Genomic DNA, 21,130 nt, shown 5'->3' with positions numbered 1-21,130 from the left:
GCGCTGCTGCTGCGGCTGCATCGGACGGGCAAAACCTGGACGATGACACAGTACCTTTACACCTCGCTCGGCCTCGCCCTGTTCGTGGCGGTCGCCGTGTTCATCAAGACGCGCGCGCCGCTGATGTCGCTGGGCGTTGGCACCGTGGTTGGCGCAGGCCTGCCGCATGTTGTGGTCGGCTATACAATCAAGCGGCGGGTGGCCCAGTTTACCGCCAAGTTCCCCGATGCCATCGAACTGCTGGTGCGCGGGCTGCGTTCTGGCTTGCCGGTGACTGAAACGCTGGGCGTGGTCGCGGGCGAAGTTCCCGGGCCAATTGGCGAGGAATTCCGCCAGATCAACGAACGCATCCGCATCGGCAAGACGATGGATGAATCGCTGCAGGAAACCGCCGACCGGCTGGGCACGCCCGAATTCCAGTTCTTCTGCATCTCGCTTGCCATTCAGCGCGAGACGGGCGGCAATCTGGCCGAAACGCTGTCAAACCTGGCTGACGTGCTGCGCAAGCGCGCACAGATGAAGCTGAAGATCCGCGCCATGAGCTCGGAATCCAAGGCATCGGCATACATCATCGGCGCCCTGCCCTTTGTGGTGTTCGGGATGCTCTACTGGATCAACCCGCAGTACGGCGGCAAGTTTTTCAGCGACGAGCGGTTGATTATCACGGGCATGGGTGGCCTGTGCTGGATGAGCATCGGTGCCTACATCATGGCCCAGATGATCAATTTCGAGATCTGAGCGAGGATAGGCTAGTCCCATGTTGAACACCCCGCACGGTCCCACACTCCTTGGCATCGACGTCATCTGGGTCGGATCGATCCTGGCTGCGATCGCTGCCGTCGCGGTGATGCTGGCGATCTATGCCGCCGTCACCGTCCGCGATCCCATGGCCAAGCGCGTCAAGGCGCTGAACGAGCGGCGCGAGCAGCTCAAGGCCGGCATCGTCAAGGACGCATCGAAGCGCCGCCAGAGCCTGGTTCGCAAGAACCAGACGACCGAAAAAATGAAGGACACGCTCGACAAGCTGAAGGTCCTTCAGGAAAGCCAGGTCCAGTTTATCCAGCAGAAGCTGGCGCAGGCCGGCATCCGCAAAAAGGAATATGCTGTCGCGGTCATCTTTGCCCGCATGGTGCTGCCGATCGTGCTTGGCACCATCGCGGCGCTGACGGTCTATGTGTTCAACGCCTTTCCGGACTGGACGCCGATCAAGAAACTCGCCTTCTTCGCCGCAGCGCTTGGCCTGGGCTACAAGGGTCCGGAAATCTGGCTCAAGAACATTATCCAGAAGCGTACCCACAAGGTTCGCAAGGGGTTGCCAGATGCGCTCGATCTGCTGGTCATCTGCGCCGAGGCTGGCCTTACCGTCGACGCCGCCTTTGGCCGCGTCGCCCGAGAACTGGGCCGCGCCTATCCCGAACTGGGTGACGAATTCACGCTCACCTCGATCGAGCTGTCGTTCCTCAATGAACGCCGCATGGCCTTCGAGAACCTCGCTTACCGCGTCGACCTCGAAGCGGTGCGCGGCGTGGTGACGACCATGATCCAGACCGAACGCTACGGTACCCCGCTGGCCTCGGCCTTGCGCGTGCTCTCCGCTGAATTCCGCAACGAACGCATGATGCGTGCCGAAGAAAAGGCCGCGCGCCTTCCGGCGATCATGACCGTGCCGCTGATCCTGTTCATCCTTCCGGTGCTGTTCATCGTCATCATCGGCCCGGCAGGCTGCGCGCTGATGGACGGCTTCAAGAGCCACAACGGCTGAACCGGCCAAGACACGTGAACGAAATGGGGGCGGTCCTGCAACGGGCCGCCCCTTTTCGATTCCGGACTTTTTGATTCCGGCCCGGCTCGACATCGGCCCCGCACCTGTTACGATTCCGCCAGATCGGGGAGCATTTCCAATGGCCTGGCTGAAACGTTACTTCCGCGACCTGCTTGGCGCGCACGTCGATGGCCTGCGCGCGATTGCCGGGCTGCCGTGGCTGTTCGCCCTGTTCATCGGCTGGGAATTTGCGCAGCATGTCGCCGAAGTTCAAAGCGGGTTTTTCTCCAGCCTCGAAGCGGCCAAGGCGGCGCAATATGATACCACCCGCTCGGTCCTCGGCTGGATCAAGATGATCTTCGTCTATGTCGGCGGCTTCTTCACGATCCGCTATCTGGTGTCGCAGCACGGCGGAACAGTAGTCGCGCCGCTTGGCGAGGCCTTTCGCCGCTACCTGCCCTATATCGCCTATTCACTCGTCTTGTTCGCGCTGGTCTTCTACGCGCCTCAGCTTGTCGCCAAGCCGCAGGTCATGACCCTGCGCGCAGTCGCCGGACTATCGCAGGTGTTCATTGAACCGCTGCTGATTGTGTGGATCGTGTCGGCAGCAACGAGCGGCGCCATCAGCGGCCCCGCCCAGTCGGCGCGGGTCACCACATGGCTGTATTTCTGGGCCCTCGCCCTGTTCTTCGTCGGCCGCTTGCCGGTCAACATTGCGCACCAGATGCTGAACAAATATGCGCGCGGCGAATCGGGTCCGGTGCTGTGGGCCATGCTGGCGCTAGACGCTGTGGTGGTCGGGCTGATCATCGCGGTGATCCCCGCGCTCTACGTCCGCATCGCGCGATTTATCGCCGAGCGCAGGGACGCAGCGTAACCGGAACGGCTTACTCGGGAGCGACGACTTCCTGCTCGATCGCGCCGAAGATCGAGTGACCATGGCCATCGCGCATGTCAATCCGCACGACATCGCCGTGCTTCATGAAGCCCGTCTTTGGCTCGCCCGACTGGATCGTCTCGACCATGCGCTGTTCGGCGATGCAAGAATACCCGCGCCCGCCTTCGCTGACCGGGCGGCCGGGCGAGCCATCGGCGTCGCGGTTGGACACGGTGCCCGATCCGATGATCGATCCGGCACCAAGGCTGCGGGTCCTGGCCAGATGAGCGATCAGCGTGCCGAAATCGAAGGTCATTTCCTCGCCAGCATCAGCCCGTCCGAACGCCTCGCCATTGAGGTCTACTTCCAGAACGCCTGAGAGCTTGCCGTCCTTCCAGCCAGCGCCCAGTTCATCGGGCGTGATGAACACCGGCGAAAAGGTCGTCGCCGGCTTCGACTGGACAAAGCCGAAGCCCTTGGCGAGTTCGCCGGGGATCAGGTTGCGCAGCGAAACATCGTTGACCAGCCCGACCAGCAAGACCTTGCCGAGTGCATCGGCGGCCGAAATGCCCTGCGGAACGTCACCAGTGACGACGCAGACTTCCGCTTCCATGTCGCAGCCCCATGCCTCGTCAGCGAGGAGGATCGGTGAACGCGCGCCGCGCAGGTCGTCGCTGCCGCCCTGGTACATCAGTGGATCGTGCCAGAAGCTGTCGGGCATTTCGGCACCGCGCGCCTTGCGCACCAGTTCGACGTGATTGACGTAAGCCGAGCCATCGGCCCACTGGAAAGCACGCGGCAGCGGGGCCAGCGCCTCCCGCTCGTGGAACCTTTCGAGCGGCACCGAGTGGTGCTCAAGGTTTTCCGAAAGCGCGCGCAATTGCGGTTCGAACCGGCCCCAGTCATCCAGCGCAGATTGCAATGTCGGCGTGACGGTGGAAGCATCGGCATACCAGGCGAGATCGGGCGACACGACAACGAGACGCCCATCGCGTCCACCGGCAAGACTCGCTAGCTTCATGCCGGTTTCCCTTCATCGATGGCTTTCACGCCGTCGCGGATCCGCGACAGCAATGTCTTGAGCGCCTGCTGCTCGCTGGGTTCGATGCGGGTGAATATCCGCTCGAACATCTCGTAAGTCATCGGCATGACCTGCGAATAAAGCGCTCGCCCCTCGTCGGTCAGTTCCAGATGGTGCGAACGGCCGTCGCGCTGATTCGGGCTGCGCGCCACCAGTCCGCGTTCTTCCAGCACCTTGCAGGCGCGGTTGATCGCGACCTTGTCCATCACCGTCGCATTGACCATCTCGCGCTGGGTCATCGAGCCGCCATCGCCCAGCACGGCCATCACGCGCCATTCGGGGATGCGCAGGCCAAATCGCAATCGGTATTCATCCGCGATGCGGCTGCTGACCGCGTTCGACGTGATAGCCATCAGGTATGGCAGGAAATCGGTGAGGCGCGGGATGTTCGGCATAGTGAAACTATTTCTAATGCAACCATGTGGCCGCGCAAGCGGATTCACATGCTCCGCGTAATACTGACTGACCAAGTGCCGTAATACTGCCGGAGTGGCCTTCGAAGTCTTCAGGCCGGGCGCAGCGCCTCGGGCTTGGCCTGCGCCACGGCATCAAGCGCGTGCATTGCCGCATCGATCCGCGTAAGACACGGAAACGGCGCAAGATCGAGCTTGTAGCGGCGCGCATTCATGACCTGCGGCACCAGCACGACATCGACGATATTCGGCGCCGCGCCGCCAAAATAGCCCTCTTCTGGCGCCTGTGCTTCGAGCGCGGCCAGTCCTTCACCGATCCAGTGCTGCGCCCACTGGTCAACCGCCGCATCATCAGCGCCAAACTGCGCGCGCAGGTACTTCAGCACCCGCATGTTCTGGAGCGGTTGGGTATCGGCGATGATGATCTGCGCCAGCGCGATCGTCCGGGCGCGCTCCAGCGGTTTTTCGGGGATCAACCGCGGCACCGGGAACGCTCCGTCGAGCCAGTCGATGATCGCCAGCGTTTGGGTGATGACCTGCCCGTCCACTTCGAGCGCGGGGACCAGCTTCTGCACGTTGACCGCCGCATAGCCCTCGGCAAGTTGTTCGCCCTGCAGCAGGTCAACCTCGACCCCGCGGTAATCGGCGCCCTTCAGGTTGAGCGCGATCCGCACGCGGAACGCCGACGAAGACCGCCAATAGTCATGCAAGGTCAGTTCCATCAGCGTAACACCCTTCCTGCGACGGCATCGAGCATCGCCGCCAGCTTGCCATCGCGTGCGCCCGGCGCGGTGACGATGGCGCCATCGAGCGCGGTATCGACCGGGCTGGCGCTGCGCTTTTTCGGCAGCGAGGCCACCAGCTTGCGCACGGTTTCGCGTGCAAGAGCAGCGTTGGCCTTCATCACGGCAAAGACCTCGCTCGCGCCCACGGCCTCGCCATCGCGCCAGCAGTCATAGTCCGTGACCATGCCGAGCACGGCGTAAGGCAGCTCCGCTTCGCGCGCGAGCCGGGCTTCAGGCATGGCAGTCATGCCGATAACCTGCGCGCCCCATTGTTGGTAGAGCCGGCTTTCGGCGCGGGTCGAGAATTGCGGGCCTTCGATGGCGATGTAGCAGCCGCCGCGATGAACTGTCGCCCCGGAAGCCTGCGCCGCATCAGCCGCCAGCTTCGACAGCCGCGCGCAGACCGGATCGGCCAGACTGACATGGGCGACGAGCCCTTCGCCAAAGAAGCTGCCGCGCCTGCCCTGGGTGCGATCAATGAACTGATCGACCGCGACGAAATGCCCGGGCGCCATATCCTCGGCCAGCGAACCGATGGCCGAGAGCGAGAGGACGTCGGTCACGCCGCAGCGCTTGAGCACGTCGATGTTGGCGCGGTAATCTACCGCCGATGGCGTCAGCCGGTGGCCCTTCCCATGGCGGGCGATGAAGGTGACGCGCTTGCCGGCGATCTTGCCGGTAATGACCGGCCCCGAAGGTGTGCCGAACGGCGATGATACTGCAATTTCCTGCGCATCATCAAGATCGAGCCCCGCTGCGAGGCCCGAACCGCCAATCACGCCCAGATGCCAGATCACCGCTGCACCAGAATTCCAGCCACAACAAAGTCGTTGAGGTGAGCACGGTAGCGGTCCCGCAGCGCCTCGTCGAGAACGTCGGTCGCCGAGCAGTACTTGAGCACCAGCCGCGCCGAGAAGAACCGGTCAGCAGCGCCGATGACGGTGAAGTAGAACAGCTGCGGATCGACCGGGCGGAAAACCCCGGCGGCGACGCCTTCGCCGATCAGCTTCTCATAGGCGTCGAGCAGCGGCTTGAGATAGGTATCGGCCAGCCGCTGCGCCTCGTCAGGATCGCTTTCGCGGATCAGGCGCATCAGCAGGCGGTGGGTGTAAGGCGTGCGAAAGAAGTTATCGACCACGCCTTCCATGTGGATGCGCAGTTTGGCCTCAGCGTCGAAATCCTTGGACAGCAGTGCCTCGACCGACTTGACGATGGCCAGCCACTCGCGCTCGATCAGCGCCTTCAGCAGGCCCGCCTTGTTACCGAAATAGTACTTCACCAGAGCCGAGTTGAGCCCCGACTGGCGTGACAGGTCCGATAGCGAGATATCGACGATGTCGCCCTCGCGCATGATGGCGGAGGCCGTGTCGAGCAATTGCTCGCGCGCGCCCGGAGGCGCGGCAAGGTCGCTCTTGCTGGTCACGGCGTCCACCTTCACCCCGATCTTACTTGGGGCCCATGCGGATGCCGCCGTCCATGCGGACGTGCTCGGCATTGATGTAGTCATGGCCGATCAGGAACAGCGCGGTCTGGGCATATTCCTCGGGCTTGCCGAGGCGCTTGGGGAACGGCACGGCGGCGGCGAGTGCGACCTGTGCGGCTTCGGGCAGCGACTTCATCATCGGGGTTTCGAAAATGCCCGGCAGGATCGTGTTGACGCGGATGCCTTCGTTCATCAGGTCACGCGCGATCGGCAGGGTCATGCCCAGCACACCGGCCTTCGAAGCGGTATAGGCCGCCTGGCCGATCTGTCCGTCCTGCGCCGCGACGCTCGCGGTGTTGATGATCACGCCGCGCTGGCCGTCGGCATCGATCGGGTCAGCCGTAAGCAGGCCTTCAACGCACTTGGCGATGCAGCGGAAGGTGCCGATCAGGTTGATGCCAATGACCTTTTCAAAGCTGTCCATCGGATAGGGCTTCACCGCGCCGGTTTCACGGTCACGGCCGACGGTCTTGATGGCGGTGGCGATGCCGGCGCAGTTGACGAGGACGCGTTCCTGCCCGTTGGCGGCGCGGGCCTTGGCGAAACCATCGATCACGCTCTGCTCGTCGGCGACGTTCACCTGGCAGAACACGCCGCCCAGTTCGGCGGCCACCGCTTCGCCGCGTTCGGTGTTCATGTCGAAAATGGCGACCTTTACACCTTGTGCGGCCAGCGCGCGGGCAGTGGCTTCGCCAAGGCCGGAAGCGCCACCGGTGACGACTGCGGAGACGGAGGAATCGAGATTCATGTCATTAGGTCCCTTCGGTCATGAACGCCTTATTTAATGGGGCGCTTAAGCGGGCAGAAGGCTTTCGGTCAACCGCACAAACGCAGGGCCGACCAAAACCCGCAGACACGATCCAGCCGCAACTCTGTTGTGCAATTGCAACATAAGGTTCTCATTTGAACAATCGGGCAGGATTTCATTTGAAACCGTCTCCAACCTGCGACAACCAAGTGGAATCGAGCGGTTTGGGGACTACCGCGAACTTTCCACTGGATCGTCACCGCCATCCTCAGCCGTTTTCTCAGCTCGCACATTCCTGCGGGTTTTGGGGCAATAAGGGGACTATTGACGTGAACTTCAACCGAAAGACCGTACTTCGTCTGGAAATCGCTGCGCTGCCGCTAGCCCTTGCGAGTATGTTCGCTCCTAGTGCCGCCTGGGCGCAGAACACTGCAGCACCGGCAGCGTGTGAAGATACCGATACCAATGGCGTCTGCGATTCCGAAGAAACCGGCACGATCATCGTCACGGGTTCGCGCATTCCGCGCCCCGAGACCGACGGGGTGATCGCCGGCGTGCAGATCGATTCGCGCAAGATCGAAGAGCGCGGGTTCACGAACACGCTCGAAGCACTCAACGACATTCCGCTTGTTGGCCCCGGCGCCAGCCCGCTGACCGGCAACAACGGTGGCCAGACCGCCAGCCTCGGTTCGGCATTCCCCGACCTTCTCGACCTTGGCACCCAGCGCACGTTGACGCTGGTCAACGGTCGCCGCTTCGTTTCAGGCAACCCCGGTTCGTTGTTCGTTGAAGGCAACGCAACCGGCGCTCAGGTTGACGTGAACGTTATTCCCAGCACGCTGATCAAGCGTGTTGATGTGCTGACTGTCGGTGGTGCGTCTGCCTATGGTGCGGACGCGATTGCGGGCGTCGTCAACTTCATCCTTCGCGACGATTTCGACGGCCTTACCGTTCGCGCGCTTTCGGGTATTTCCGAGCGTGGCGATACAGGTCAGACCCAGATCGCAGCGACATACGGTCTGAATTTTGCCGAAGGCCGCGGCAACATCGTGATTTCGGGTGAATACAGCCACAACGACGGCTTGCAGGCTGATACCCGCGATTTCCGACTGGCGCGCACGAACTCGTACACCAACCCGTTCAACGGTGCGATACGCAACACGGCGTTCAGCTCGGCGATCATCGACGTCAATGGCCTGAACAACGGCGCGTTCCTGCGCAGCGCGGATGACGGGCAGGCCGGCACCCTGTTCGGCGAAGGATTCATCAACCAGTCGCTGAGCTTCAATGGCACGGTGACCAACCCGATCACCACGCCTTATTCGTCGGCGACGGCCTATACGCCGATCACTAACGCTGCAGGCACCATCACCAGCAACTTCATCTCGTTCCGTAACGGTCTTGCACCGGTGGGCGTTGTCGTTCCCGGCGTCACCGGAACTGGTGCCACGTCGCTCTTCAGCTCGCGTAACGTCGGCTTCTACGGAACTGCCGGTCAGATCATCCAGGGCACCCCTGGCGTCGGTTACGCCGGTACGGCCCTGGTCAATGGCACGACTTATACTCTGGCCGCCAACGGCCTGAATGGCGCGACAACCTCGCCGCTGGCCATCACGACCTTCGCGCCGACCGCGCTGCCCACCGGCGTGACTGCAACGCAGGTCTTCACGCAGTTTGGCATCACGCCTCCGACGGGCGCCACTGCTGGCCAGCTTACCACTCTGGCGGTCAACGTCCTCCAGGCCAACCGCTCGACCGCTCGCGAATTCTTTGCCGCGAATCCCAACGTCAACGTGAACTACCTCATCGGTACTTTCGTGCCGAGCGTGCCCAAGATCGCCAATACTGACACCTCGCTGGTCACGGTTCGCATCAACCAGGCTGGTGGCACTGCCCAGGTGCCGGTGAACCAGGTCCTGCCTTTCGTGGCGGTTCCGCTTGAATTCAACACCGACGGTTCGCTTCGGACTTATAACCTGGCCAGCGGCGTGGGACCGAATACCCCGCTGACAATGGGCCAGGCCACGGGTTCGAACGGCGGCTTCGGGCGTTCGATTGAAAACGTCGTTCTGCGCACACAGCAGGATCGCTATATCGCCAACCTTATCGGCCACTATGACCTGACCGAGAACCTCACGTTCTTTACCGAGAACATGTATGCTCGCGTCAACAACCGATCGAACCGTAACTCGCCAAGCCAGAATTTCCAGAGCTCGACGGCTGAGAACGCACCGCTGATCATCGATGTGCGCACCAACCCTTACCTCACGGCGCAGAACAAGGGCGTTCTGTCTTCGGTTGGGATCAACGGCACCACGGACGCCAATTCGTCGTTCATCCTGACTCGCCAGAATCAGGACATCTTCGGCGAGAACGCGTTCACGACCCGCAACGAGACGTTCCGTCTGCTTGGCGGTTTGAAGTACAACTTCGAAATGTTCGGCAAGGAATGGAACGCCGAAGTTTCAGGTACTTACGGCAAGGCAATTACCAACGTCCGTGCTACCCAGATCAACGACATCGAATATCAGCTTGCCCTGGACGCAGTTGATGCTGGTCAGGCAACCACGGGCGTGGCCAACGGCAATATCGTTTGCCGCGCATCGCTGTTCCCTTCGCAATATCTGGGTAAGTCGCCGGTCGGCGTCGCTGCGAATATCGTCCGCCAAAAGAATGGTGCGGGTGAACTCGTCGAAACGCTGTTCACGCCCACGATCACCCAATCGATGATCGATGGATGTAAGCCGCTCAACCCGTTCGGCTACAACAACATGACTGCTGCCGCGAAGGCTTACGTCAGCCAAGAGCAGGTGTTCCGCAACGTAGGCGTGCAGACCCTGTTCACCGCTTCGTTCGGCGGCGGCTTGTTCGATCTGCCGGCCGGGCCTCTCGCGGTTTCGTTCAACGGCGAATACCGTAAGGACGAGCTGCGCTTCTCGTCCAACCCGCTTAACCAGCTCGGACGCGGTCGTGCTGCGCCTTCTTCGAACTTCGGGGCCTTCACGGAAACCTGGGAAGGCGGCGCGGAAGCCCGCATTCCGCTCACCGGCCCGGACTTCCTGTCGTTCATGGGCGACCTGGTGTTCAACCCGGCAATCCGCGTGACCAAGATGAGCGGCGCAGCCGACGAATATCGCAACACCGCCGGCGTGAAGATTTCGCCTAAGGCTTCGGGCAAGGCGCAGACGATTTACTCGCTCGCTGGCACCTGGAAGCCGATCCGTGACATCAGCTTCCGTGGCAATTATACCCAGTCCGTCCGCCAGCCTTCGGTTGTCGAACTGTTCCTGGGCGGCCAGCCGGTGTTCACCACGCCGACCGACTATTGCAGCCCGGGCAATCTCACGGCAGCAGCCCCGACGGTGCGCCGCGCCAACTGCCGTTCGGCAGTTATTGCGTCCAACCTGGCAACTGACGCGACCACGGCCGATGCATTCCTGGCAACCTTCACCCCGCTGGGTGTTGGTCTCTCAGGCACTTATGCCGGCAACCCCGGCCTTCAGCCTGAACGTGCAAACAGCTGGACCGTGGGCGGCACGCTGACCCCGCGTTTCGTGCCGGGCCTTTCGATCTCCGCCGATTACATCAGCGTCGATCTGAAGAACACGATCGTGCCGACCTCGCTGGCTCAAGGTATCCAGAGCTGCTACGATAGCCCGACCTATCCGGACACCACGGCGCAGACCGGCAACAACCTTTGCTCTTCGTTCACCCGCGACGCATCGTTCCAGATTGCCAACGGTTACAACCTGTCGTTCCTTAACCTCGGAAGCATCAAGGTTCGCGCGCTGAATATTTCGGCAAGCTACCCGATCGACCTTGGCAAGCTGGGTTCGCTGTCACTTTCGGGCAACGCCTACCACCTGCTGCGCTTTGAATCGGCAGCATCTGGAGACTTCGCGCTTGATGGTCTTCGTTCGGACGGAACCTTCTCGCGTCCCAAGTGGGAAATCCAAGGCCGTGCGCGTTACGAAAAGGATGGTTTCTACCTGGTTGGTACTTGGAACCATCGTTCGCCAACGCACATCTTCTCGAGCGGCGCCATCGCTGGTCCGGAAGTCGTGAACCTGAACCGCTACCCGGCGATCGACCTGTTTGACGCCGCCATCGGTTATGACGTGAATGACAAGTTCCGCATCCAGCTCTCGGCAACCAACCTGACCGACGTCAACTACGCCGGTGAACTTGGATACCTGTTCCAGGACTACGTCGACCAGATCGGCCGTCGTTTCCAGGTGACCGTGATCGCCAAGTTCTAAGTCATCGGACTCGCGCAAAATCGGGGCGGCAGGTTTATCCTGCCGCCCCTTTTTTGTCCCGTCTGACTTAGCGGACCGTAATCGACAGTTCACCGTCGCCTTCGTCAATCGTCAGCTTCGAGCCGTCAGGGATTTCGCCCGCCAGCAGCTTCTCCGCCAGCGGATCCTGCAAGTACCGCTGCACCGCCCGTTTCAACGGCCGCGCGCCATAGACCGGATCGTAGCCGACCCGGCCCAGCCAGCGCTTCGCCGCATCGCTGAGGTCGATGCTGATCTTGCGATCCTTGAGCAGCTTTGCGACCCGCTGGACCTGGATTTCGACGATCGGCGCCATATGCTCATGGCCAAGCCGGTGGAACAGGATGATCTCGTCCAGTCGGTTGAGGAATTCGGGGCGGAAATGCCCACGCACAATTTCCATGACCTGCGGCTCGACGCTTTCGACCGACTGCCCGTCCTCAAGATTGGCGAGGTACTGGCTGCCGAGGTTCGAGGTCAGGATGATCAGCGTGTTGGTGAAGTCCACCACGCGGCCCTGCCCATCGGTCAGGCGGCCATCGTCGAGCACTTGCAGCAGCACGTTGAACACGTCGGGGTGCGCCTTTTCGACCTCGTCGAACAGCACGACCTGATAGGGTCGGCGCCGCACGGCTTCGGTCAGCACGCCGCCCTCGTCATAACCGACATAGCCCGGAGGCGCACCGATCAGGCGGCTGACAGCGTGCTTTTCCATGAATTCGGACATGTCGATGCGGACCATCGCGGTATCATCGTCGAACAGAAAGCCGGCAAGCGCCTTGGTCAGTTCAGTCTTGCCGACGCCGGTCGGGCCGAGGAACAGGAAGCTGCCGAGCGGCCGGTTGGGGTCCTGCAGGCCGGCACGCGCACGCCGCACGGCCTTGGACACGGCGATCACCGCGTCCTGCTGGCCGATCACGCGCTTGCCGATGGTCTCTTCCATCTTGAGAAGCTTCTCACGCTCGCCCTGCAGCATCCGGTCGACCGGCACGCCGGTCCAGCGGCTGACGACCGCAGCGATGTCGTCGGCGGTCACCTCTTCGCGCAGCAGCGAATTGCCAGCCTTGCCGTCAGCCAGATCGAGCTGCTTTTCGAGCTCGGGAATGCGGCCATAGGTCAGCTCACCCGCCCGGGCGAGGTCACCCGCGCGCTGAGCCTGCTCCAGCTCCAGCCGCGCGGCTTCAAGCTGCCCTTTGAGCTCGCCTTCCGCCGCGATCTTGTCGCGCTCGTTCTGCCAGCGCGTCGTCAGTTCGGCCGACTGCTCTTCAAGGTTTGCCAGTTCCTCGCGCAATGCGGTGAGGCGATCCTTCGACGCTTGGTCGATCTCTTTGGCGAGCGCCAGTTCCTCGATCTTGAGCTGGATGATGCGCCGGTCGAGGACTTCGATTTCCTCGGGCTTGGATTCCACTTCCATGCGGATGCGGCTGGCTGCCTCGTCCATCAGGTCGATCGCCTTGTCGGGCAGGAAGCGGTCGGCGATGTAGCGGTTCGACAGCGTGGCCGCCGCGACAATCGCGTTGTCGGCGATCCGCACGCCGTGGTGCAGTTCGTAGCGATCTTTCAAGCCGCGCAGGATCGAGATCGTGTCCTCGACCGTCGGTTCACCAACAAAGACCGGCTGGAAACGCCGCTGCAGCGCCGGATCCTTCTCGACGTACTTCTGGTATTCGTCGAGCGTGGTCGCGCCGATGCAGTGCAGTTCGCCGCGCGCAAGCGCCGGCTTGAGCAGGTTGCCCGCGTCCATCGACCCTTCTGAAGCGCCTGCGCCGATCAAGGTGTGCATCTCGTCGATGAACAGGATGATGTCGCCTTCGGCGCCCTTCACTTCGTCGAGCACGGACTTCAGCCGTTCCTCGAACTCGCCGCGATACTTGGCACCGGCGATCAGGCTGCCCATGTCGAGGCTCATCAGGCGGCGACCCTTCAGGCTGTCAGGCACATCGCCATTGGCGATACGCAGCGCGAGGCCCTCGGCAATCGCGGTCTTGCCGACGCCAGGTTCGCCGATCAGCGCCGGGTTGTTCTTGGTGCGGCGGGCGAGGATCTGGATCGTCCGGCGGATTTCCTCGTCGCGGCCGATGACCGGATCAAGCTTGCCGTCGCGCGCGGCCTGCGTGAGGTCGCGGGCGAACTTTTCAAGCGCCTGATAAGTTTCCTCGGCAGAGGCGCTGTCAGCCTTCTTGCCGCCGCGCAGCGCGGTGATCGCGGCTTCGAGGCCCTGTGGTGTGATGCCGGCGGTCTTCAGCGCCTGCCCGGCTGCCGTAGTGCTCGCCAGCGCGAGGCCGAGCAGCATCCGCTCCACCGTGACATAGGCATCGCCGGACTTGGTCGCGGCCTGCTCCGCCGCATCGAGCACACGGACAAGATCATTGTCGATCCCCGGCGTCTGCTGCGCGCCCCCGCCGGTGACAGCCGCGATCTTGCCGAGCGCCTTGTCGACTTCGGCGAGCGCCATCTGGGCATTGCCGCCGCTGCGCTGAATCAGGCCCGAGGCCATGCCTTCGCCATCCTCGAGCAGCGCCTTGAGCAAGTGCTCGGGCGCGATGCGCTGATGGTTCATGCGGATCGCGACGGTCTGCGCCGACTGGAGAAAACCCTTGGCGCGGTCAGTGAATTTTTCGAGGTTCATTGGTGTATCAGCCTCCTGTTACACCGCAAGGTAGTGTTGCTGATCGGCAACACAAGGGTCTCGATCAAAAAGGTGCCGATTTGTAAAATTCTGAGCAGCTCAGATATTCGGTTCATCGCGCTTCATCCACGGTTCAGCCCGGCTAAGGCCTTCTGCGCCAAGCAAAGATCGACCGCGATCCTGCTCGCCATGCTGGCCGGCTTGCGGCATGGTCTCGAATCGAAATTGCCGGAGGGGACGGATATGCGACTGACCAAGCTTGCGCTTCTTGGTGGACTGGCCGTGATTCCCGCCAGCGCGCCCGCGCAGAATGCCACCCCCGCTCCGCGATCCGCGCAGGGCGACGTGTCGGTGACGATCTACAACAACAACCTCGCGCTGGTGCAGGACGTGCGGACGGTCTCGCTGCCCGGCGGCCGCAGCCGGCAGGAGTTTCCTGACGTTTCCGCCATGATCCGCGCCGAGACGGTGACGCTTTCGGGCGAAGGGTTTGGCGTGGTCGAGCAGAACTTCGATTATGACCTGCTGACGCCGGCGGCGCTGATGGAAAAGGCCGTCGGGCAGACGATCACGCTGGTCCGCACCAACCCCGCCACCGGCGCCGAAACGCGCGAACGTGCGCTGGTCATGGCGGCGAATGGCGGCGTTGTGCTCAAGATCGGCGAGTGGATCGAGGTGCTGCGCGATGATGGCCTGCCGGTGCGGGTGATCTTCGACGCTATCCCGCCAAATCTGCGCGCGCGGCCGACGCTGTCAGTGACGATGGATGCCAAGACCACCGGTGCTCGCCCGCTGACGCTGACCTACCTGACCCCCGGCATGGGCTGGAAGGCGGACTATGTAACGCTGTTCGATGAAAAGGCCGGCAAGATCGACGTGCAGGGCTGGGTGACGCTGACCAACAATACCGGCACCACCTTCACCGGTGCCAATGTCCTGATGGTCGCGGGCAGCGTCGGGCAAGTGAACCAGTACGGGGGCTACAACGGCGGCTACGCGCCGCCGCCCCCGCCCCGCCCGCGCGGCAATCGCCCCGGCACCGAAAGCGGCGGGCAGCAGCTCGGCGATTTCCACGTTTATCCGATCGCTGGCCGCACCACGATCGCCAATGCCCAGACCAAGCAGGTGAGCTTCCTCGACGTGTCGGGCGTGCCGGCGCGCAAGGGCTATGAATATGTCAACGGCTGGATGGGCAACCAGAGCGAGCCGGTGAGCGCGAGCTCGATTCTCAAGTTCTCAAACGCCCGGTCTGGCGGGGTCGGCGCGGCGCTGCCGGCGGGCACGGTGCGCGTCTATATGCGCGATTCCAAGGGGCAGGCGCAGTTCATCGGCGAAAGCGGCATCGATCATACCCCCGGTGGATCGAACCTGGCGCTGCGCACCGGCGAGGCCTTTGACGTCAAAGTCCAGCCGGTCATGGAAAAGCGCGAGCAGATCACGCTCGACGAGTGGGAGAAATACGCCCGCTACAAGATCACCTATCCCGATGGCACAGTGAAGGAAGTCTCCGCCGAACGCCCCAAGACCTATTGGCGCACCCAGATGCGCTATATCGTGACCAATGCGCGCGACGTGCCGGTAACGGTCGATGTCGCGCAGGGCGGGCTGAACCAGTGGTGGTGGTGGCGTGACCTCCGCGTGGTTGATGAATCCATCCCGGGCACGCAGGAAAGCGCCGACCGCCGGACATGGGAAGTGCCTGTGCCGGCCAATGGCAAGACCGAGCTGACCGTTACCTTCCTGACGCCGTGGTGAGCAGGACGCCATATCCTCCCCGGGTCGGGGAGGTGGCAGCGCGAAGCGCTGACGGAGGGGGCTCTCGTCCGGCACTGCCATGGCGACGTTGCGCCCGGCGGCACTCCCCCTCCACCATCCTGCGGATGGTCCCCCTCCCCGTTTCGGGGAGGATCTTTGCCGCCCTTCTCGCGCTCCTCCCCATACCCGCGCTGGCGCAGATGCCGCTTGTCCTCTCGGCCAAGCCGGACAGCGTGGCGGTCACCATCTACCGCGACCCGCAGCGCGCGGCGGGCAATCCGATCAACAAGGGCAGCCCCGGCGCTTTTGCCCTGATCGCCGAAACCCGCGTGGTCGACCTGCCGCCCGGTGAAGTGGTCATCCGCTTCGAAGGCGTGGCCGGCGGCATCGTGCCGCAATCGGCGATCCTGTTCGGGACCAGCCCGCGTGAGAAGAACCGCGACGCCGCGCTGCTTTCACAGAAGGGCCTGGTCGACAATTTCACCGGGCAAGCAGTGATCCTGCGCCGCACCGATCCTGTCACCGGCGCGGTGACCGAGGAACGCGCCACCGTCCGCTCCGCTGCCGAGCGGCTGGTGGTGACCACCGCCAAGGGCTCCGAGGCGGTCTATTGCAGCGGGCTCAACCAGACGCTGATCTACCCCGGCGCGCCGGCGGACCTCTCCGCCAAGCCGGTGCTGACCATGACCACCAAGGACCAGCCGGGCGGCAAGGTCACGGTCACGCTCGCCTATATCGCCACCGGGTTTGACTGGGATGCGAGCTATGTTGCGGTGCTGGCCCCCGACGGTCAGTCGATGTCGCTGCTGTCCTGGCTAACCATGGCGAGTGCCGACGAAACCAGTTTCATCGATGCCACCACCAGCGCCGTTGCGGGCGAAATCAACCGCTCCGACGAAACCCGCGACGACACCGGCCAGCGCGCCAAGGACGAGGCGCGCTGGTTGAACAAGTGGGCGAATTGCTGGCCGGCCGGGCGCACACATGAGATTCCGGAGTACGGCGGGCCGATGCCTCCACCACCGCCACCTCCCCCGCCGCCTATGGCGATGGCTCCGGCCATGATGGACATTGTCGTCACCGGCGCACGCCGACAGGAAAAGGCGATGGAATCGGCCATCGCGGTGACCGCCGTTTCAGAAGCGCTGGGCGATCTGAAGCTCTATCGCATCCCGATTCCGGTGACCGTTGCCTCAAACGCGCAGAAGCAGGTGGCCTTCCTCAACGCGCCGAAGGTGAAGGGGGATCTGGTCTATCGCAGCCGCATCGATGGTCGGACCAACGACCCGACGATGCTGTTCCGCTTCCAGAACCGCAAGACCGAAGGCCTCGGCGATCCACTGCCGGCCGGGCAAGTCGTGGTCTATCAGGATGGCGAACTGGGCCGGCAGGTGGTCGGTGAAACTTCCACCCGCAACAAGGCCGTTGGCGAAGAGGTCGAGTTCGAATTCGGAGAGCCGACCGGGGTAACTGTCGAGAGCGACGAAGAAGCTCTGTTGAAGGGCAAGCCCGCAGCGATCACCACCGTGGTGCGCAATGCCAATCCCTTTGCCGTTCGGTACGAGCTGGAACTGCCGACTTACGATGGCCGGATCTACAAAGGCCTCCCCGGCAAGATGATCAGGAAACCCGGCAAACAGATCTGGGCAATGACACTCGCACCGGGCAGCGAAACCCGGCTGCATTGGACGGTGGCGGAGCCCAAAGCGGTGAAGTGACCCGTCATCCCGGACTTGATCCGGGACCGCTGGAGGCTGGAAGCCAAGTTTGCGTCAATGAGGCCAGCGGTCCCGGGTCAAGCCCGGGACGACGGCTGAATCAATTCCCCAGCACGCCCTTCAGCAGCCCGCCGGCCTTGCCCAGCGGATCGGAGCGCAGGCGGCCTTCCTCGCCGGCGATATACCTGTAGATGCCGTTCAGCGCCTGATCGGTCACCGAACCCGTCAGCTTGTCGCGGGTGAGGCCAGCGGCGCGGACCAGCGAATTGGTCTTGCCAAGCTTGTCCAGCGCGCCGAACGCCCCAACCTGCCCCAGCGCTGCATCGATCAGCGGGCGGAACTTGCCCCGCAGCACATCGCCCGAGCTGCGGCGCAGGTATTGCGTCGCGCCGTCGTTCTGGCCGACGATGCCTGGCACGTCGGTTAGCTTGAGCTGGTCAATCGCGGCCCGGAAAACCGGCTTGGCCTCCCTGGCCGCCAGCCCCGCCGCATCGTTGAGCTTGCGGGTAATCCCATCCGTCAGCCCCAGCTTGTCCGCCCCGCCAAGCAGTTTGCCGATCGCCCCGCCCGCGCCGCCAACCAGCGGCAGCATGATGCGGATCGCGCTGTCGTTGTAATAGGCCCCCGGCACCGACAGCTTGTCGAGCGAGGAATCGCTCGCCTTGCCGAGCAGCGAAGTCAGCCCCGAGCCAAGGCCCAGCACTTGCGCCCGCGCCGTGACGGGCAGGATCAGCGCGCCCATGCCGAGCAAGGCGATCATGCTGCGGCGGTCAGTGAAATGGCGGTTTTCCATGTCTTGTGCTCCCGGTTCCCTGGTGCGCAACGTTTCATACCGGGGCCACCAATTCAACCGCGTGTTTCATGACGTTACATCCGGCGACAGCGCGGCAAAGTCGTTAAGCGGCGCAGTCATGCTCCTCGTCGAAAAGGCCCGACAAATCTGCTGGCCCTTGGCCGGTCACGCGGTAAGGTGCATGCTTGATATTCCCGCATTTCCCGGAGAGCCCATGCGCCGTTTGCCCGTTCGTTCGCTCATCGCCCCATCGCTGCTCGCCCTCGCCCTGTCCGCCTGCTCTGGCCAGACGCAGCGCCCGGCTTCGGTCTCAGATGCCGCGCCTGCTGCCGCCGCCCCGGCGCAGCCCCAACCCGCCGCGCTCGCCGACCTCGTCAAGGCGGTCGACATTCCCTATGAGGAATTCACCCTGTCCAACGGCCTGCGGGTGCTGATCAACACTGATCGCAAGGCACCCATCGTTGGCGTTACCACCTATTACCGCGTCGGCTCCAAGCACGAGCCCAAGGGCAAGACCGGCTTTGCCCACCTGTATGAACACATTTTCTTCGGCGGATCAGAGAACGTGGCGAACTTCGACGAACCGCTTGAAGCCGCAGGTTCCACCTCGACCAATGGTTCAACCTGGTTTGATCGCACCAATTATGTCGAAACTGTGCCCACTGGCGCGCTCGACCTCGCGCTGTTCATGGAAAGCGACCGCATGGGCCACCTGCTTGGCGCAGTGACGCAGGACAAGCTCGATAAGCAGCGCGGCGTTGTGCAGAACGAGAAGCGCCAGAACGACAACCGCCCCTACGGCCTGTCAAATTATGTCACGCAGGACGTGCTGCTGCCAGTCGGCCACCCTTATCGCCACTCGACGATCGGTTCGATGGCGGATCTCGATGCTGCTACGCTGGGCGACGTGCGCCAGTGGTTCAAGGACAATTACGCCCCGAACAACGTCGTGCTGGCCCTGTCGGGCGACATCGACGCGAAGACTGCCCGTCCGCTGATCGAGAAGTATTTCGGCGCGATCCCGCGCGGTCCCGAAGCGCCGCGTGTTCAGGCCGGCCCGGTCACGCTGGCCGCTCCGGTGGTCCGGGACATGGCCGATCAGGTGCCGACCCTGCGCCTCACCCGCAACTGGACCGGACCCGGTCTCAATGACGCGGAAGCGACCGCGCTGGTCGTCGGGCTCGATATCCTCGGCGGGCTGTCAAGCTCGCGGCTCGACAATGCGCTGGTGCGCGGCAGCCAGCAGGCGGTGTCGGTATCGGCGAGTACCCAGCTGTTCGAACAGCTCAGTCTCATCGAGGCGCAGATGGACGTAAAGCCCGGCGTCGACCGCGCCGTGGCCGAAAAGGCGCTGGATGATGTGATCGCCAAGTTCATCGCCGAAGGCCCGACCGAAGACGAAGTGCGCCGTTCAGCCACCCGTACGGTCAGCGGCCAGATCGGCGCGCTTGAGCAGGTTGGCGGGTTCGGTGGCAAGGGCTCGACCCTGGCCGAAGGCGCGCTCTATTCGAACAATCCCGAACAATACAAAAAGGACTTCGCGGCGCTCGCCGCGCTGACCCCGGAAAAGGTCCGCGCTGCTGTTGCCAAGTGGATGGGCCGGCCCTCTGCAGCGATCAACGTCGTCCCTGGTACGCGCACAGACAAGGGCGATACCATGGGCGGCTGGGGCGACGAGGCGACCAGCCCCGCGCGCGCCAAAGATCCCAAGGCCGCCGTCCCGGCCATCGCCAAATCCGCGCCGCGCCCCTTGCCGCAGGTCGCGCAGGTGGGCGAACTCGCCTTCCCGGCGATCGAGCGCAGCACGCTGTCGAACGGCATTCCGGTGACGCTGGCACGGCGGACGGCAGTGCCCAAGGTCGTCGTCGCGCTGAATATCGATGCCGGCACCAGCGCTGACGTGCTCGACACGCCGGGCACGCAGCAGCTGATGCTGTCGCTGCTCGATGAAGGCACCCGCACCCGCAGCTCGGTGCAGATCGCCGAGGAGCAGGAGCGGCTTGGCGCGACGATCTCCGCTGGCGCCGCGCTCGACTCATCGTCGGTCATGCTCGACGCGCTCAGCGCCAACCTGGCCCCATCGCTGGCGCTGATGGCCGATGTGGCGCTGCACCCGGCTTTCGATCCGGGCGAAGTCAGCCGCGTCCGCACCCAGCAGCTTTCACGGCTCGCGCAGGTCAAGGCCAACCCCGCCGCGCTCGCAGCGCGCAGCCTCTCGCCGATCCTGTTTGGCCCCGGCCATCCTTACGGCCTCCCGGGTGACGGGCTGGGTGAAACCGAAACGCTGACCGCGCTCACTCCGACTGCTCTTTCGGCCGCGCATGCCAAGTGGTTCCGCCCCGACCTCGCCAAGATCACCGTGGTCGGCGACGTGACCATGGAACAGCTCAAGCCGTTGCTCGAAAAGGCGTTCTCCGGCTGGCGCGTTCCGGCCAGCGCTGCTCCCGCCAAGCCTCTCCAGGCCGCCGTGCCCGCGCCAAACCCGCGCATCGTGCTGATCGACCGGCCCAATTCACCGCAGTCGGTCATTGTTGCCGGCCGCGTGTTGGCGATCAGTGGGCGCGATCAGGACAAGGAAGCGCTCGACCTTGCCAACGAGGTTCTGGGCAACGGCTTCCTCAGCCGCCTCAACCTGGACCTGCGTGAAGACAAGGGCTGGTCCTATGGCGTGCGCTCGGGCGTGTCGTCTCCGGTCGGTCCGCGCAGCTTCACCATTTCAGCCCCGGTGCAGTCCGACCGTACCGGCGATTCGATTCGCTTGCTGCTGGACAACATCAAGGCCTTCCCGGCGACGAAACCGGTCAATCCG

General features: G+C 63.4%; 15 protein-coding genes. 7 read left to right on the top strand and 8 right to left on the bottom strand.

Annotated elements, in window-relative coordinates:
• The 3 genes from RMO89_RS13860 to RMO89_RS13850 form a co-directional block, all read left to right on the top strand.
• The coding region (locus tag RMO89_RS13860; protein WP_310533814.1) for a type II secretion system F family protein at positions 1-738 on the top strand (738 nt) is incomplete at its 5' end.
• Between the two features lie 19 nt (positions 739-757).
• The gene (locus tag RMO89_RS13855) at positions 758-1,762 is read left to right on the top strand and encodes a type II secretion system F family protein (RefSeq protein ID WP_310533813.1); all 1,005 of its coding nucleotides are present in this window, start codon (positions 758-760) and stop codon (positions 1,760-1,762) included.
• Between the two features lie 139 nt (positions 1,763-1,901).
• On the top strand, positions 1,902-2,639 hold the full coding sequence (locus tag RMO89_RS13850) for a hypothetical protein (protein ID WP_310533812.1): 738 nt from the start codon (positions 1,902-1,904) through the stop codon (positions 2,637-2,639).
• A gap of 10 nt (positions 2,640-2,649) precedes the next feature.
• On the opposite strand, the gene RMO89_RS13845 is transcribed toward RMO89_RS13850, so the two are convergent.
• The 6 genes from RMO89_RS13845 to RMO89_RS13820 all read right to left on the bottom strand — a co-directional run bounded on the left by RMO89_RS13845 (position 2,650) and on the right by RMO89_RS13820 (position 7,149).
• Positions 2,650-3,660: a fumarylacetoacetate hydrolase family protein gene (locus RMO89_RS13845; protein WP_310533811.1), complete on the bottom strand. Its 1,011-nt coding sequence runs from the start codon at positions 3,658-3,660 to the stop codon at positions 2,650-2,652.
• Positions 3,657-4,115, bottom strand: coding sequence for a MarR family winged helix-turn-helix transcriptional regulator (locus RMO89_RS13840; protein ID WP_310533810.1), 459 nt, complete (start codon positions 4,113-4,115; stop codon positions 3,657-3,659). Before RMO89_RS13840 ends, RMO89_RS13845 begins: the two co-directional genes overlap by 4 nt.
• 110 nt (positions 4,116-4,225) lie before the next feature.
• Positions 4,226-4,855 (bottom strand): maleylacetoacetate isomerase, encoded by a 630-nt coding sequence (gene maiA, locus RMO89_RS13835; RefSeq protein WP_310533809.1) that lies wholly within the window; start codon positions 4,853-4,855, stop codon positions 4,226-4,228.
• Positions 4,855-5,715 carry an S-methyl-5'-thioadenosine phosphorylase gene (gene mtnP / locus RMO89_RS13830; RefSeq protein ID WP_310533807.1) on the bottom strand — a complete coding sequence of 287 codons (861 nt, stop codon included), beginning with the start codon at positions 5,713-5,715 and terminating at the stop codon, positions 4,855-4,857. Before mtnP ends, maiA begins: the two co-directional genes overlap by 1 nt.
• Positions 5,712-6,341, bottom strand: a complete 630-nt coding sequence (locus tag RMO89_RS13825; protein WP_310533806.1) for a TetR family transcriptional regulator — start codon at positions 6,339-6,341, stop codon at positions 5,712-5,714. Before RMO89_RS13825 ends, mtnP begins: the two co-directional genes overlap by 4 nt.
• A 22-nt stretch (positions 6,342-6,363) precedes the next feature.
• Positions 6,364-7,149 carry an SDR family NAD(P)-dependent oxidoreductase gene (locus tag RMO89_RS13820; protein WP_310533805.1) on the bottom strand — a complete coding sequence of 262 codons (786 nt, stop codon included), beginning with the start codon at positions 7,147-7,149 and terminating at the stop codon, positions 6,364-6,366.
• A gap of 329 nt (positions 7,150-7,478) precedes the next feature.
• Here RMO89_RS13820 and RMO89_RS13815 point away from each other — a divergent pair, with 329 nt between their 5' ends.
• Positions 7,479-11,408 carry a TonB-dependent receptor domain-containing protein gene (locus tag RMO89_RS13815; RefSeq protein WP_310533803.1) on the top strand — a complete coding sequence of 1,310 codons (3,930 nt, stop codon included), beginning with the start codon at positions 7,479-7,481 and terminating at the stop codon, positions 11,406-11,408.
• A 67-nt stretch (positions 11,409-11,475) separates the two neighbouring features.
• Here RMO89_RS13815 and clpB read toward each other — a convergent pair whose 3' ends face one another.
• Positions 11,476-14,055, bottom strand: coding sequence for an ATP-dependent chaperone ClpB (gene clpB / locus RMO89_RS13810; protein WP_310533801.1), 2,580 nt, complete (start codon positions 14,053-14,055; stop codon positions 11,476-11,478).
• A gap of 243 nt (positions 14,056-14,298) precedes the next feature.
• On the opposite strand from clpB, the gene RMO89_RS13805 reads away from it, so the two are divergent.
• Both RMO89_RS13805 and RMO89_RS13800 read left to right on the top strand, forming a co-directional pair.
• Positions 14,299-15,810: a DUF4139 domain-containing protein gene (locus tag RMO89_RS13805; protein ID WP_310533800.1), complete on the top strand. Its 1,512-nt coding sequence runs from the start codon at positions 14,299-14,301 to the stop codon at positions 15,808-15,810.
• A gap of 200 nt (positions 15,811-16,010) precedes the next feature.
• Positions 16,011-17,528, top strand: coding sequence for a hypothetical protein (locus RMO89_RS13800; RefSeq protein ID WP_310533799.1), 1,518 nt, complete (start codon positions 16,011-16,013; stop codon positions 17,526-17,528).
• 100 nt (positions 17,529-17,628) lie between these two features.
• On the opposite strand, the gene RMO89_RS13795 is transcribed toward RMO89_RS13800, so the two are convergent.
• Positions 17,629-18,321: a DUF4197 domain-containing protein gene (locus RMO89_RS13795; protein ID WP_310533797.1), complete on the bottom strand. Its 693-nt coding sequence runs from the start codon at positions 18,319-18,321 to the stop codon at positions 17,629-17,631.
• 214 nt (positions 18,322-18,535) lie between these two features.
• Here RMO89_RS13795 and RMO89_RS13790 point away from each other — a divergent pair.
• Positions 18,536-21,130: pitrilysin family protein (locus RMO89_RS13790; RefSeq protein ID WP_310533795.1), on the top strand; the 2,595-nt coding region annotated here is incomplete at its 3' end.

The organism is Novosphingobium sp. (assembly GCF_031424035.1).
GTDB lineage: Bacteria > Pseudomonadota > Alphaproteobacteria > Sphingomonadales > Sphingomonadaceae > Novosphingobium.
This window is presented reverse-complemented; position numbering and strand designations above follow the sequence as displayed.